13 protein-coding genes and 1 pseudogene are annotated in these 14,053 nt (G+C 69.2%); 3 read left to right on the top strand and 11 right to left on the bottom strand.

The window, feature by feature from the left end:
• The first annotated feature begins 11 nt into the window (after positions 1 to 11).
• From HMPREF9336_RS01395 to HMPREF9336_RS17750, 3 genes and pseudogenes are all read left to right on the top strand, one after another.
• A complete protein-coding gene (locus HMPREF9336_RS01395) occupies positions 12 to 554 on the top strand; it encodes a TetR/AcrR family transcriptional regulator (protein ID WP_007472055.1) in 543 nt (180 codons plus the stop codon).
• A complete protein-coding gene (locus HMPREF9336_RS01390) occupies positions 551 to 2,014 on the top strand; it encodes a glycerol-3-phosphate dehydrogenase/oxidase (protein WP_007472056.1) in 1,464 nt (487 codons plus the stop codon). The genes HMPREF9336_RS01395 and HMPREF9336_RS01390 overlap by 4 nt, the downstream gene beginning before the upstream one ends.
• Positions 2,015 to 2,088: 74 nt before the next feature.
• Positions 2,089 to 3,086 (top strand): annotated as a pseudogene (locus HMPREF9336_RS17750) (zinc-binding metallopeptidase family protein).
• Positions 3,087 to 3,111: 25 nt separating this feature from the next.
• On the opposite strand, the gene HMPREF9336_RS01380 reads toward HMPREF9336_RS17750, so the two are convergent.
• From HMPREF9336_RS01380 to HMPREF9336_RS01335, 11 genes are all read right to left on the bottom strand, one after another.
• Positions 3,112 to 4,458, bottom strand: a complete 1,347-nt coding sequence (locus tag HMPREF9336_RS01380; protein WP_007472061.1) for a glycerophosphodiester phosphodiesterase family protein — start codon at positions 4,456 to 4,458, stop codon at positions 3,112 to 3,114.
• Positions 4,459 to 4,517: 59 nt separating this feature from the next.
• A complete protein-coding gene (locus HMPREF9336_RS01375; protein ID WP_084206649.1) occupies positions 4,518 to 5,870 on the bottom strand; it encodes an alkaline phosphatase family protein in 1,353 nt (450 codons plus the stop codon).
• A gap of 61 nt (positions 5,871 to 5,931) precedes the next feature.
• The gene (locus tag HMPREF9336_RS01370) at positions 5,932 to 7,524 is read right to left on the bottom strand and encodes a fibronectin type III domain-containing protein (RefSeq protein ID WP_007472064.1); all 1,593 of its coding nucleotides are present in this window, start codon (positions 7,522 to 7,524) and stop codon (positions 5,932 to 5,934) included.
• A 37-nt stretch (positions 7,525 to 7,561) separates the two neighbouring features.
• Entirely contained in the window at positions 7,562 to 7,738 is a 177-nt protein-coding gene (locus tag HMPREF9336_RS18205) for a hypothetical protein (RefSeq protein ID WP_021029898.1), read from the bottom strand.
• 40 nt (positions 7,739 to 7,778) lie between these two features.
• The gene (locus HMPREF9336_RS01365) at positions 7,779 to 8,342 is read right to left on the bottom strand and encodes a hypothetical protein (protein WP_007472066.1); all 564 of its coding nucleotides are present in this window, start codon (positions 8,340 to 8,342) and stop codon (positions 7,779 to 7,781) included.
• Positions 8,343 to 8,351: 9 nt separating this feature from the next.
• Entirely contained in the window at positions 8,352 to 8,630 is a 279-nt protein-coding gene (locus HMPREF9336_RS01360; protein ID WP_007472068.1) for a hypothetical protein, read from the bottom strand.
• A gap of 243 nt (positions 8,631 to 8,873) precedes the next feature.
• Complete coding sequence (locus HMPREF9336_RS01355; RefSeq protein WP_007472070.1) at positions 8,874 to 10,022, bottom strand: bifunctional 2-methylcitrate synthase/citrate synthase; 1,149 nt, start codon at positions 10,020 to 10,022, stop codon at positions 8,874 to 8,876.
• The gene (gene prpD, locus HMPREF9336_RS01350; RefSeq protein ID WP_007472072.1) at positions 10,022 to 11,524 is read right to left on the bottom strand and encodes a 2-methylcitrate dehydratase PrpD; all 1,503 of its coding nucleotides are present in this window, start codon (positions 11,522 to 11,524) and stop codon (positions 10,022 to 10,024) included. The genes HMPREF9336_RS01355 and prpD overlap by 1 nt, the downstream gene beginning before the upstream one ends.
• Before the next feature lie 88 nt (positions 11,525 to 11,612).
• Positions 11,613 to 12,317 (bottom strand): sensor domain-containing protein, encoded by a 705-nt coding sequence (locus HMPREF9336_RS01345; RefSeq protein WP_021029896.1) that lies wholly within the window; start codon positions 12,315 to 12,317, stop codon positions 11,613 to 11,615.
• Between the two features lie 79 nt (positions 12,318 to 12,396).
• Positions 12,397 to 13,146, bottom strand: a complete 750-nt coding sequence (locus HMPREF9336_RS01340) for a sensor domain-containing protein (protein ID WP_244431576.1) — start codon at positions 13,144 to 13,146, stop codon at positions 12,397 to 12,399.
• A 108-nt stretch (positions 13,147 to 13,254) separates the two neighbouring features.
• Positions 13,255 to 14,022: an NUDIX hydrolase gene (locus HMPREF9336_RS01335; RefSeq protein WP_007472079.1), complete on the bottom strand. Its 768-nt coding sequence runs from the start codon at positions 14,020 to 14,022 to the stop codon at positions 13,255 to 13,257.
• Positions 14,023 to 14,053 lie beyond the last annotated feature (31 nt).

Here is a 14,053-nt window from a genome sequence, read left to right as displayed (position 1 = left end):
AAGAAGGGCCCGTGGACGAACAGATCCTTGAGGCCGCGCGGGACTGTCTCTTAAGCGGCGCGGCGCGGATCACCCTCGCCGACGTCGCACGCCGCGCGGGCGTCTCCCGGCCGACGATCTACCGGCGCTGGCAGGATGTGAACGACCTGGTCCGCGACATGATCACCAGAGAGGTGGCGGGGCTGCTCGAACAGGTGGGGCCGGGGGACGGACGGCGCGCGGACTTGGTCCGTCGCATCGTCGCTTTCGCGCGGGCCGCACACGAGGACCAGCTGCTCCGCGTGCTGCTCGACGAGCGGCGCGAACTATTGGCCACGTACGTCTTCCAGCGCATCGGCACGAGCCAGCGCTCGGTGCTCAAGGTGCTGCGCGAGGAGATCGAGCAATCGCAACGCCTCGGCGAAGTCCGCGAGGGCGACCCGGAAGAGCTCGCCATGATGACCCTGGTGCTCGCCCAATCGGTGACCCAATCGACCCGCCTGCTCGAACCGGTGCTGCACGAGCGCTGGGCCGACGAGCTGGCCCGAGTGCTGAACGGATACCTCCAGCCATGACCGCTTCCGCATTGAACGCCGCGACCCGGCGGCGGCAACTCGCCGCGCTCGCCGACCGGACGACCCCGCTGGACGTGCTCGTCATCGGCGGCGGCGTCACCGGAGCCGGGGCCGCGCTCGACGCGGCGGCCAGAGGTTTGTCCGTCGCGCTGGTCGAGGCGCGCGACCTCGCCTTCGGCACCAGCCGCTGGAGCTCCAAGCTCGTGCACGGCGGGCTGCGCTACCTCGCGAGCGGGAACATCTCCATCGCGCGGGAGTCCGCGCGCGAGCGCCACCTTTTGATGACCGTCATCGCGCCGCACCTGGTCCACCCGTTGACCCAAGTCGTGCCGCTCCTTCCCGAGCTGAGCCGGACCTCTCGCGCGATGGTCCGCGTCGGTTTCGCGCTCGGCGATGTCCTGCGCAGATCCTCGGGCACCCCGGCCACGATCCTGGACCGGCCCAGGAAGATCACAGCGGCGGCGGCGCTCGGCCTCGTGCCCGGCTTGAAGACCGCCGGGCTCGCCGGGGCGCTCACCGCGCAAGACGGCCAGCTCGTCGACGACGCGAAGCTCGTGGTCGCCGTCGCGCGCACTGCGGCGGCGCAGGGCGCGTCCGTGCTGACCAGGGTCCGGGCCGAACACGTCGCCGAAACCGGGGCCGTGCTCACCGACACGCTCACCGGGCGCAGCTTCCCGGTCGCGGCCCGCGCAGTGGTCAACGCGACCGGCGTGTGGGCGGGCCGGGTGGACCCCTCAATCAGGCTGCGCCCCAGCAGGGGCTCCCACCTCGTGCTCGACGCGGCGGCGCTCGGCAACCCGACCGGAGCCCTGACCGTGCAGGTCCCCGGCCATCTCAACCGCTTCGTCTTCGCCCTGCCGCAACAGCTGGGCCGGGTCTACCTGGGGCTCACGGACGAAGAGGCCCCCGGCGAGGTCCCCGACGAGCCGCAGCCGTCCGAATCCGAGGTGGACTTCCTGCTCGACACGATCTCGTCCGCGCTCGCCCGCCCGCTCTCCCGCGCGGACGTGCGCGGACAGTTCGCGGGGCTCCGGCCCCTCCTCGACATCGGGGGCGGGGCGACCTCGGATCTCTCCCGCGACCACGCGGTGCTCATCGCGCAGGGCAAACCCATCACCGTGGTCGGCGGCAAGCTCACCACGTACCGGAAGATGGCGCAGGACGCCGTCGACGCGGCGGTGTCCCGCGCGGGCCTGCGGGCCGGGCCGTGCGCGACCGAATCGCTCGCCCTTGTCGCCGACCAAATCCACGCGAGCGCTTCCGACGAACGAATCGCCGAAGGGATCGACGTCAGCCGCGCCGAGGTCGAATTCGCCTTCACCCACGAAGGGGCCCTCGACACGGACGACGTCCTGCACCGGCGCACCAGGATCGGGCTTGTGCCTGGGGATGCTCGTCGGGCTCGGGGTGTGGTGGAGATGGTCCTCGCCGAGGTCCGGGCGGGGTTTGTCGGAAGGTAAACGGGGGTGGAATATCTCGTTGCGGCCGTCTGAGTCCCGTGCGGCGCGAGGCGTTTGCGAATACATTGGTTGTTATGCGTGATTTTGCATGCCAGAAGTGCGGGCAACGGTTGGTCTTTGAGAATTCGGTGTGTTTGAGCTGTCAGAGCGCGGTCGGCTACAGCTTGTCCGACGGCGACATCTTGGTCTTGGACCCGGAGCGGCATCAGGCGTGCGCGAATTTGAACGTGGCCGCGTGCAACTGGCTGGTGCCCGTTGGCGAGGCTGGCGCGTTGTGCGAGTCCTGCGCGCTCACCCGCACCCGGCCCAACGACGATGACGCCGAGTTCCTCCCCCTGTTCGCGGAGGCCGAGACGGCCAAGCGGCGGCTGGTCGCGCAACTGCACGAGCTGGGCCTGCCGGTGGCCGGGAAAGCCGAGGACCCCTCCGGCGGCCTCGCGTTCGACCTGCTCTCGAGCGCCGCGCAGAACGTGGTGATCGGGCACGCGGACGGGGTGATCACCCTCGACCTCGCCGAGGGCGACGACTCGCACCGCGAGCAGATGCGCGCCCAGCTGGCCGAGCCGTACCGGACCCTGCTCGGGCACTTCCGGCACGAGAGCGGGCACTACTACTACACCGTCCTGGTCCAAGACGAAGAGGCCAAGGCGGCGTTCGTGGAGCTGTTCGGGGACCCCGACGCGGACTACCAGGCCGCGCTCGACCGGCACTACAGCCAGGGCGCGCCCGCCGGGTGGGAGGACGAGTTCGTCTCCTCCTACGCGACCATGCACGCCGCGGAGGACTGGGCCGAGACCTTCGCCCACTACCTGCACATCCGCGACACCCTCGACACCGCCGCCGCGTTCGGGTTCGCCCCGGCCGGAGTGAGCGTCGACAAGCCCAAACCGGGCCGGGTCGGCTTCGACCAGCTCATCGCGGAATGGATCCCCCTTGCCTGGTCCCTCAACATGGTCAACCGCTCCATGGGACACCAAGACCTCTACCCCTTCGTCCTCCCCCGAAAGTCCTCGACAAACTCGCCCACGCCCACGAACTCATCACCGCCCAACAACTCGCCGACAACGGATAAGCCCCGTCTGCCGAGCGGGGCCGCCCTAGCGGCCGAGTTCTTTGAGGTAGGCGGCGCGCGCCGGGACCGCTGTGTTCGTGAAGTCGGTGAACACCCCGTCCACTCCGAGCCGGAAGAACTGCAGGTACTCCGCCCGCGGATCGCCCCGGTAGCTGGCGGCGAGATATTTGCTCTCGTCGCGGAAGGTGTAGACGTGCACGAAAAGCCCGGCCTTGTGCGCGTCCGCCACGACGGAGTTCGGCCGCCCCGCCTCGGCCTTGTCGGTGGCGGGCTGGAACGCGGGGTCGGACGGGTAGGGATCGATTTTGAGCGGCACGAGCTGCGGCTTCCACGGCCCGATCCCGTCCGCGTAGGTCTTGACCTCGGCGAGCCCTTCCGGGGTGAGCATCGCGGAGAACCATCGAGCGTCCCCGGCGAGGGTCCAGTCGTACGGGCGGCTGTTGGTGATGTCGTCGTACACCACGCCGCCCGTGCGGAAATCGACGTCGTGACCGCCGACGAGCTGCACGGCTTTGGTCTTCAGCCCGTGCTCGCGCAGATACTTCAGGCTCGACGGCTCGAAGCTCTGCGCGAAGACCGGCGCGTCCTTGCTGTTGAGGCCGTTGTCGTTCAGGATCTTGACGAGCGCGTCCTCCAGAGGGCGGCTGCCTGGCGCGCCGCAGCCGTTGGCGATGGCTTGCTCGTTGTTCCAGGTCGGGTTTTTCGTCTCGGGGTAGACGGCGATCTTCCTGCCCGTGGCGGCGCTCTTCGCCTTTGCGATGTCGATGATCTGCTGGAAGGTGAGGACCGGGTATTTCCCGTTGTACTCGGTCGGCCGCTCGTCCTTCGCGTCGTAGGTGGTGCCGTGGAACCAGCGCTGGAGCTCGTCCGCCGTGAAGTCGCTGACCGACCAGTCGCCGACGTGGTCCTCGCCGTCCACGACCAGGGATTTGAGCACCGACCTGGGATCGCCCGGATCGGTCTGGTCCACCAGGTATGTCTTCGGGCCGCCCGCCCCCTCCGGCGCGGGCCGCTCCACGCCGGGCACGACGCGCTTGCGCGCGGCGACCTCGGGGTTCGTCTTCGCGACCGCCACGACGTCGGTATTGTCCGACATCCACGGGTTGTGCCGGGCGACGAGCACGCAGTCTTTGGTCAGGTGCAGATCCTCTTCGAGCGCGTCCGCCCCGGCGTCCGCCGCCAGCTCGTACGCGGGCCGGGTCTCCTCCGGGCGCAGCCCCGGCAGGCCCCGGTGCGCGACGACCAAGGGCAGCGCGCCCTCCAGCGTCGCGAACGGCTTGGGCTGCTGGGGAGCGGGATGGGCGCAGGCGGACACCGCCGAGACCAGGGACAGAAGGGCGGCCGACCAGGTCGCGACACGCTGTGCGCTCATGCCTGGGAATAGTGGCCGACGGGGGTGAACGACGGGCAAACAGGGCGCGGTCTCGACGCTCATCGCCGGGGACGCTCCCCCGGCTCTTGCTCCGGCTCGTTCTGCCGCGCGGGGGGCAGCACCGGTTTGGGCAGCGTGTCCGTCCGGTTTGCCGCCGCGACGTCGGCGGCGGCGTCCGGCAGCGGCGGCGCGGGCTGCGGCGGGTCCGCGAAGCCGAACGCGGAGAGGAGGTTCCCGAACGTCTGCCGCCGCCACGCGGAGATGTTCGGCTCCTCCACCCCGGTGACCTGTTCGAGGAACTGGAGCACGGACGTGTGGTCGAAGGGCTCGCTGGCGGCCCAGCCGCCGACGGTCCACGGCGAGACGATGATCGCGGGCACCCGGAACCCGCCGCCGATCGGCAGGCCCTTGACGTATTCGTGCGGCGTGCCAGGCGGCGGGGTCGGCGGCGGCACATGGTCGAAGAGGCCGTCGTTCTCGTCGTAGTTGAGGATGAACGCGGTCTTCGCCCACAGCTCGGGGTTCTCCGCGACAGCCCCCAGCTTGCTCGCGATATAGGCGGCCCCGTCCGCCGGCCGGTAGTCAGGGTGCTCGCTCGCGGCGCTGGTCATGATGATCCAGGAGACCTTCGGGAGCCGGCCCGCGCGGGCGTCCTCCTCGAACGCGGTCGCGCTGCGCGGGCGGATCCCCTTCTCGTAGAGCGCCGAGCCGGGCGCGGACTGGCGGAACGACCGGAAGTTCTTGAGCATGTTGCAGCCGTAATCGTCCTGCTCGGCGTAGACCTTCCAGCTCACCCCGGCCCGCTCCAGCCGCTCCGCGTACGTGGTCCAGGTGTAGCCGCCCGAGGGGACCGTGTTGTTCAGGATCGGCCCGCCGCCGCGCCCGTCCGGGTCGATGGTGCCGGTCATCCACATCATCCGATTGGGCCAGGTCGGCCCGAAGACGCTGCAGTAATAGTTGTCGCAGACGGTGAACGCCTCAGCGAGCGCGAAATGGAACGGGATGTCGGCCCGCTCGTAGTAGCCCATGACGTAGGGATAGACGTGCTCGCCGTCCGCTTTGCGGTGCGCGGGCATCCAGTTGTCCATCTTCCCGCCGTTCCACGATTCGTGCTGGCATTCCCACGAGTGGTTGGTGGTGGGGATCTTCTGCACGCTGTTCGCGGTGGTGTCCAGGTGGAACGGCAACAGGTAGCCGTCCGGGTTGGCCGGGTCCGGCTGGTGGAAGACCGAGCGCCCAGTGTCGAGGACGAGCGCGTCCGGATCGTCGAAGCCCCGCACCCCGGAGAGCGTCCCGAAGTAGTGGTCGAAGGAGCGGTTCTCCATCATGAGCAGCACCACGTGCTCGACGTCGTTGAGCGATCCGGACTTCGGGGCAGGCGCGGCGAGCGCCGCGCGCAGGTGCTCGGGCATGAGCGCGACCGCCGCGGCGAACGCGGCGGACGTGCCGAGCAGTTTTCTCCGGGACAGCACGTCAACCCCTCCTCGGTTTGCGCAACGTGAAACGGTCCACCGGGTCGAGCTGCCCGAACGGCCCCGTGACAGCGTAATACGTCGCGGCGATGGAGGTGGTCCCGCCGACGGTCCCAGGGTCAACGTCGAAGGCGACGAAGCCGTACGGGTGCTCGGCGTCGCGGAACGCCGACCACGGCGCGTCCTCCATCACGTAGACCGGAGCCTTTTTCCCGGTGGCCGGATCGACTTCGCCGACCGCTGTGATCACCCGGCACTGTCGCCCCTGGAAGAACAGCTGGTTGGAAGGCCGCGACGTGCCGCCCCCGCCGATCACCAGATGCGTGGTCCCCTTCGTCGCGTCGATCTCGTCCAGCCGCGTGTCCGCCGGGGTCGGGGTGAGCGTGTCGTTCTGCTGCGCGCCGCGCACCGGGTGGGTGCGCTCGTAATGGTGCTCGTGCCCGCACAGCACCAAATCGACCCCGTGCTGGTCGAAGAGAGGCAGCCATTCCTCGCGGATCGCGCGGTCCGCCCCGTTGAAATGGTCCACCGTCGAGACCGCGGTCTGATGCATGCACACCACGACCCAGTCGATCCCGAGGTCCGCGTGGGACTTCGCGAGCTCGTCGGCGAGCCAGCGCCGCTGCGCCCCGCCCGAGTAGCCGCGCACGTAGGTGTTCCCGGAGTCCTGGTAGCAGATGTCGTCGTTCGCGAGGACCACGATCCGCACCGAGCCAGCCGTGAACGCGTACCACAGGCCGCGCAGCTGCGGGTCCGCTCCGGAGTCGGGGACGCGGAAATAGGTTTGGAACGCCTGATAGCCGATCGGCCCGTTGCCCCGCTCGTTCTCGTGGTTGCCCGGCGCGGGCATCCACGGCCGGTGCCGCGCGGAGCGGGTGTTGTTCTCGAACCAGTCCGACCAGGTGCGCACCCGGTCCTGCGACAGGTTCGCGTAGCACAAATCCCCGTTGACCAAGTTGAACAGCGGGGCGATCCGCTCCACGCCCGCTGTGACGTCCCCTGCGGCGGGGGAGCCGAGATTGTCGTTGACATAGAGCGTCCCGCCCTGCGGGTCGGCGGGGCCCGGCTTGCCGAGCGTCGGCGTGCCCTGGTCGCCGAAGCTGGTGAACGTGAATTTCCCCCGTCCGCGCGGCGCGGTGCGGAAAGTCCCGAGCTCCGGGGCGCAGCCGTCGTGCGCCGCCGCGTACACGTAGTCCGCGGAGGGGCTCAGACCGGAGAGCCTGGCGTGGTGGACCTGGACCTGCACGCCTGACTGCCCGTCCCGATAGGCAATGGTCTCCGCGGGGACCGCCGCGCCGAACCCGCCCTCCGCCGTGCCGAGCAGCACGCGCGGGTTCGCGACGGAAACCGGGGTGTGCCAGCTGATGACGACCTCGCTCGACGCGTCCGAGCCGAACTGCAAGTGCAGGCCCGACGGCCGGGGCGCGCCAGCGCCGCCCACCGAACGCCACAAGTCCGGAGCGTTCGCCCCTCGTCGCGACGCGGACAGCTCCGTCCCGACATAACCGAGCCCGGCTCCGACCGCGGCGGCCCCCGCCGCCGTGGCGAACAGTCCTCGGCGCGAGACCCCGGACGACGATGGGGAACCAGTCACAACCCCTGCCTACCGCACACTGGTGAACGGCAGGTGCTCACGCCATGTCGGGCACGTCAGGAGTCGGCGGAGTCGGCGGCACGTCAGGGAGCGGCGGGATATCCGGCACGTCGGGGGGAAACGGCACGTCCGGCACGTCCGGCGGAAGCGGCTCGGGCTCCGGGCGCATCGGCGGCATGTCGGGGACCGGTTCCTTGGGTGTGTCCGATGCCATATTCCCCAGTGTACGGGATTACGCCCCGCAAGGTACGGGATTACGCACCGCAGGCCCCTGGGTCCGCTTTCGGCCCGCAGTACGCGCCCGCTCCCGGCTTGCCGTTGATCACGATCCGCACGGTGTCCTGCGTCTGGTCGAGGACGAGCGTGCCGGTGCTATTCGGCGGCACGCCGAGCGTGCTCTCCTGGACGGAGAACTCCGCCTCGGCCCCGTCGGCGACCTCATGCGTCCCGGTGATCTTGATCTGTGTGACGGCCCCCGGTTTGATCTCGTTCCCGTCGAAGGTGTCGCAGGCACCGGTCACGCCGGGGTCGCCGCATTTCTGGTAGGTCCGCGCCACGATCTTGCCCGAGCCGTCGGCTCCGACGGTGAGCAAGCGGCCATGCCCATGCCATTCGCCGACGAACGCGCCGAGGCCCGTCACGGCTGCGCTGGTGGAAGCGGTGGTCGAGGGCGAAGCCTTGAAGGACGGCGTGGCAGGAGCCTGGCTCGACGCGAGCGGCGGCAGTTGCGTGGTCGTCGCCGGAGCGGTTTTTCTGCTTTCCGAGCATCCGGCGGCGCAGAAAGCCAGCACGGGCAGGAGGATGAGAGCGCGGCGCATGTCGACCGGCTACGCGCTCACGGGAACACGCTGCTCGCCGAGGCGGCGCTGCGAGTCTCGATACGCGGTCGGGATCTTGTCGCAGGCTTCCGGGCCGCTGATGTGGTCGAACCCCGGCTTGCACATGACGACGCACTGGTCGTACTGCGGGTACCAGAACTGCCCGTTCGGGCATGGGTACGACCGTCCGCCGCCCTCCCCGCCGTCGTCGGGGTCCGCAAGAGCCGCTGCGGGCGAGAACGCCAGCGCTACGCCCGCGAGCAGGCCCGGAATTGCGATTTTCGGCATATGGTGCTCCTTTACTATGGGCTTCTTCGTCGCGGCCCGGCTGCATATGCAGAGTGCACTGTACCTGCCGAAGCTGTCACGCGCTTGGCAGCTCCCGAATCGAGCGGGCCACTTGGCCGGTGGCCCTCATCAGAAATCCTTGTTCTTCCGGGCTGTTGGCTTCGTCGAAGGAGTCGGCCCGCACCCCAAGCGGCAGGCCGAGGCTGCTGCGGGAAAACCGGCTGCCACGGCCCAGTCACGCGATTATTTGACCACGGGCCGCTGCGGCACGCCGTTGTACGAGGAGAGCGGACGCACCAGAGCGTTCGAGGCGTACTGCTCGACGATGTGCGCGGTCCAGCCCGCGATCCGGCTCATCACGAACAGCGGCGTGAAGAATTCGACGTCGAAGCCGAGGAGCGCGTAGAGCGGCCCGGACGGGAAGTCCAGGTTCGGCTTGATGCCTTTGGACTCGACGACGGCGGCTTCCATCTCGTGGTAGATGGCGAGGTAGCGCTGCCCCTCTTCCGTGGTCGCGATCTCTTTGAACGCCGCGTACGCCCGGGGCACCCTGGAGTCCCCGTCCTTGTAGACCCGGTGGCCGAAGCCCATGATCTTCTCTTTGTTCGCGAACCGGGCGTTGACCCAGTCGCGCGCCTTCGCAGGGTCGCCGATCTCGTTCATGTGGTGCATGACGGCCTCGTTCGCCCCGCCGTGCAGCGGCCCCTTCAAGGCTCCGATGGCCCCGGTGATCGCGCTGTAGATGTCGGAGAGGGTCGAGGCGATGACCCGCGCGGTGAACGTCGAGGCGTTGAAGCTGTGCTCGGCGTAGAGGATCATCGTCGTCTCGAACGCCTTGACCTGGTCCGGGGTCGGCTTGCGGCCGAAGCACATCCACAGGAAGTTCTCGCTGTAGCCCAGGTCCGGGTTCGGCGGGAGCGGGAGCCTGCCGTGGCGGCGGCGCAGGTCGGCGGCGACCAGGGACGGCACGACCGCGAAGAGCTGGAGCGCACGGGCGAGGTTGACCTGCTCGGACGGGACGAACGCCTCGGCGGAGCTGAGGTTGGTCGCGCCGAAGAAGCTCACCGCCGTGCGCACCACGTCCATCGGATGGCTCTTTGTGGGCAATTTGGCGATGGTCTGCAACAGGCCGGGGTCCGCCGTGCGGAACGCCCGCTCGGAGAGCTGGAACTGCTCCAGCTCCTTCGGCGTGGGCAGCTCCCCGTGCCAGAGCAGGTACACGACCTCCTCAAACGAGCAGTTCGCGACCAAGTCGTCGGTCCCGTAGCCCCGGTACGTGAGCGTGTTGGTCTCCTGCACCACCTTGGAAACCGCCGAAACGTCGGCGACGACCCCGGCGAGCCCCTTGCGGATCTCTTGCTGCGGAGCCGACACTCCACTCCCGCTCGTCATCAGAACACTCCTTTCGGCACTTCCGGCGCTCGCCGGACCGCCTCGTCCGTCACGATCACGTTCAAGTGGTCGAGCTCGCCCGCCTGCAGCTCCCCGAGGCGCTGGACCACCGAGAGGAAGCGGTTCTGCTCGCCCTCGTCGACCACGCCCTCGGCGAGGATGCGGAACTTCTCGATGTAGTCGGCGCGGGCGAACGGTTTCGCGCCCAGCGTGTGCGCGTCGGCCACTGCCAGCTCGTCCACCAGCGTCGAGCCGTTCTTGAAACGGATCTCGGCTCGCGCGCCGAACGCCAGCTCGTTCGGGTCGGTGGCGTGGTAGCGGCGGGTCCACTCCGGATCCTCCGCGGTCGAGATCTTCTTCCACAGGGCCACGGTGTCGGGGCGGGCGGCGCGCTCGGGCGCGTAGGAGCGCTCGTGGTGCCAGGAGCCGTCCTGCAGCGCCACCGCGAAGATGTACATCACCGAGTGGTCGAGGGTCTCCCGGCTCGCGGTCGGGTCGAACTTCTGCGGGTCGTTCGAGCCGGTGCCGATCACGTAGTGCGTGTGGTGGCTGGTGTGCAGGACGATGGACTCGATGTCGTCGAAGTTGTCGATCTTCGAGCGCAGCTTGAACGCGAGGTCGATGACGGCCTGGCTCTGGTACTCGGCGGAGTGCGCCTTGGTGTAGCTGTCCAGGATCGCGCGCTTGGGCTCGCCGGGGGCGGGCAGCGGCACTTGGTACACGGCCTCGGGGCCGCCGAGCAGCCAGGCGATCACGCCGTCCTCGCCCTCCCAGATCGGCGCGGGCGCCCCTTCGCCGCGCAGCGCGCGGTCGACGGCCTCGACGGCGACCTTCCCGGCCAGCGCGGGCGCGTACGCCTTCCAGCTGGAGATCTGGCCCTTGCGGGACTGCCGGGTGGCCGTCGTGGTGTGCAGCGCCTGGCCCACCGCCTGGTAGATGACCTCAGGGCTCAGGCCGAGGAGCGTCCCGATGCCAGCGGCGGCGGACGGCCCGAGGTGCGCCACGTGGTCGATCTTGTGCTCGTGCAGGCAGATCGCTTTGACGAGGTCGATCTGGATCTCGTAGCCGGTGGCGATCCCCCGGATCAGCTCGGCTCCCGAACGCCCGGCGTGCTGCGCCACGGCGACGATCGGCGGAATGTTGTCGCCGGGGTGCGAGTACTCGGCGGCGAGGAAGGTGTCGTGGAAGTCCAGCTCGCGCACCGCGACGCCGTTCGCCCACGCGGCCCACTCCGGGCTGTAGCTGCCCGTGACGCCGAAGACCTTCGCGCCGGGCTGGTACGGATGCGCCACGGCCTGCGCGCGGGCGCTGGACACCGGACGGCGGGAGAACGAGGCCGCGCTCACCGCCGCGTTGTCGATGATCCGGTTGATGATCATCTCGGCGACTTCCGGCTCGACTGCGACCGGGTCGGCCGCGACATTGGCCACTTTCCAGGCCAGATGCTGTTCGAGCGGGAAGTCTTCCGCCGAACGGCGGGTGCGCACAGTGATATTCTCCACGTTTGGCGATCTTACAGCGCGGCCCCACTGCGACCTGAGCGGGGCCAAGGTTGGGGCTAACGCCCCACCGTTTGTTGTATAACGCCGTCTAGGGCACGCGTCCCGCAGATTTGTCCAAAGCTTGCGAGAGCAGTTGCCCTATCGGGGCTTTGTCCGTGCCGACCCCGCATTCGATGTCCTGCAACACGACGCTTCGGACCAGCCTCGCTTCGAGGACGCATTGCTGGTTCTGCCCCCAGCCCGCCTGATGCTGGCTCCATCGGACTTTGGCCGGCTCGTCCGCCCCCTCCCGGAACGCCTGCTCCACCTTGACGGTGTACTCCGTTTTCGCGGTGTCGCCCGGCTCGACGTTCGCGACCCTCTGGTTCCCGCACGCGCCGACCCCTTTCGCGAGCGCATCGAAAACTGCCCTCGCCGAGGCCTCGCTCGGATACACGGCGACGACCTGCACGAAATCATCCTTGCGCCGTTTTTCCTCGGGAAGCGCCGGGTCGCCGACGGTGACTGCTTCCAGTGCCCGGAACGACGTGGCGTTCCCTCCGGCGACCGACTTGTTCTGCAGGCCGCGCAGCGCGGGCGCGCATTGCGGCGGATCGACCTGTCCGCCTGCGGGGAGCGGGGATTTCGAGTCCGCCAAGTCCGACCCGCCCCGGTATTTCGCCTCGCTGGTGAGCGTGTTGAGGTCGTCGAGGCTCAGGACGATCTGGTTCGCCGAGAGCGCGGGCGGCGGCGTTGCCGACGGCGGCGCGACCGCGACCGTGCTCGCGGCGGTCGCCGCTGGGACCGTGGTCATCGGCTTCGGCTGGCCGACCTGGCCGGAAGAGCAGCCCGCAACCAGAACGAGCCCGAGGCACCATGCTGTCCTTCGCACGTCAGACCGCCCTTGCTGCCATCATGTCCGCCGCCCTTGCGGCCAGATCCCCCGCGTCCGGCCCGCATTCGACCACGTCGAACAGGAGGTTCTCGATCATTCGCGCCTCGAAGACGCAGGAGTCGTCGCCGGATTGGCCCTTCTCCGTCTCTGTCCAGCGCAGTTTGCCCTGTTCGGAGGGTTCGGCCTCGATATGGTAGGTGACCGGTTGGTCGGCCCCGTCCTGCTGCTCGTCCACGCTCTTCCCGCCGCACGCGCCGACCGCCGCCGCGAGCTTCTGGAAGACGGTCTTGGCCGGGTCGAGCGCCGGATACACCATGACCGCCTCTTCAAACACGCCGTTCGACCCGTCCGAGGCCGGGTACACCACGAATTGGAACGAGGTGAAGGCCGATCCGGTCGCGGCTTTGGTGTGCAGGGCGTGCAACAGAGGCTGGCATTCCGGCGGCTTCACGGAGCCTTTCGCCTCCATCGGGGCCGAAAGCCCTTGGTCGCCGCTTTTGAACAGGCCCTTGCCCGCGAGCCGGTTGATCTCGTCGAGGCTCAGCGGGACGTGCCCGACCGCCGTCGCCGGGAGCAAACCGCTCTGCGCCGGGGCCGGAGCGTCAGACGGCTCTTCGACCGGCGCGGCGGTCGGCTGGGGCAACGGCGGCAACACCCGCCGCCCGACGTCGCATCCGGCGAGCGCGCCGACGGCCGACAATCCCGCGAGACACGGACCGACCACCAGCGCGACGGGCCCCCGCCCCATTCCAAGCAGCGTCCTCAGCATCCCACGTCGCTCCTCACGGTTCTTGTTTCCGGCTGTTCTTTCCGAGCTTACTGTGCTCAGGCCGCCCAGAGGTCGTCCGGCTGCCCTCTATCGCGCGGAAAGCGCCTCGGTCCACGCGAGGTATTCCTCGGCTCCGGGGAAACTCCACCGCCGCTCCGCGCCGACCGGCATGACTTCCGGGATCGGCGCGCGCTCCGCGTCGAGCGCGGCCGTCACGTCGGCGACTCGGCTGTACGAGGCGAGCAGGCGCAGAAGCGACCAGGTCGGCGGCAACAGCAGGCAAGGCTCCGCGCTGGCCGGGTCGAGCGCGTCGGCTGGCCTGCGCCAGACGGAACGAGCCGACTCCGAGGTGCGCCCGTCCGCCTCTTGCCCATCCGGCAGGACCGCGAGGAAGAACCGCGTGTCGAAACGGCGGGGCTCCGAGACCGGTGTCGTCCAATGCGCCATAGGACGCAGCAGCCCGATGTCGACCGAGAGCCCTTCGTCGGCGAGGAAGTCGCCGAAGCCGATCTCCTTCGCCGCGATCCGCTCCCTCGCGCGCAAGGCGCGCTCGCGGTCGGGGACCGCCCCGCCTGCCGCGAGCAGCACGCCGCATTCCTCGAACAGCTCCCGCGCCGCCGCGCGCCCGAGAGCAGCCACCCGTTCGGGCGAGTCCTGGAAACGGGCCGGCCAAAAGTCCGGCCCCAGCGGCTGATCCGACCAATCCCCCGAATCCACCCCGCCGCCGGGGAACACCGTGAAACCGGGAGCGAACGCCATTTGCGGCACCCGGCGGATCAAAAAGACCTCGACCCCATCGGCCCCCTGCCGCACAAGGACGACGCTCGCCGCGTCTTTCGCCTCAACTACGGACACTTCGACTCCTCGACCAGCAGCTTCTCATACG

Origin of the sequence: Segniliparus rugosus ATCC BAA-974, assembly GCF_000185725.2 — a bacterium.
Classification (GTDB): Bacteria; Actinomycetota; Actinomycetes; order Mycobacteriales; family Mycobacteriaceae; genus Segniliparus; species Segniliparus rugosus.
This window is presented reverse-complemented; position numbering and strand designations above follow the sequence as displayed.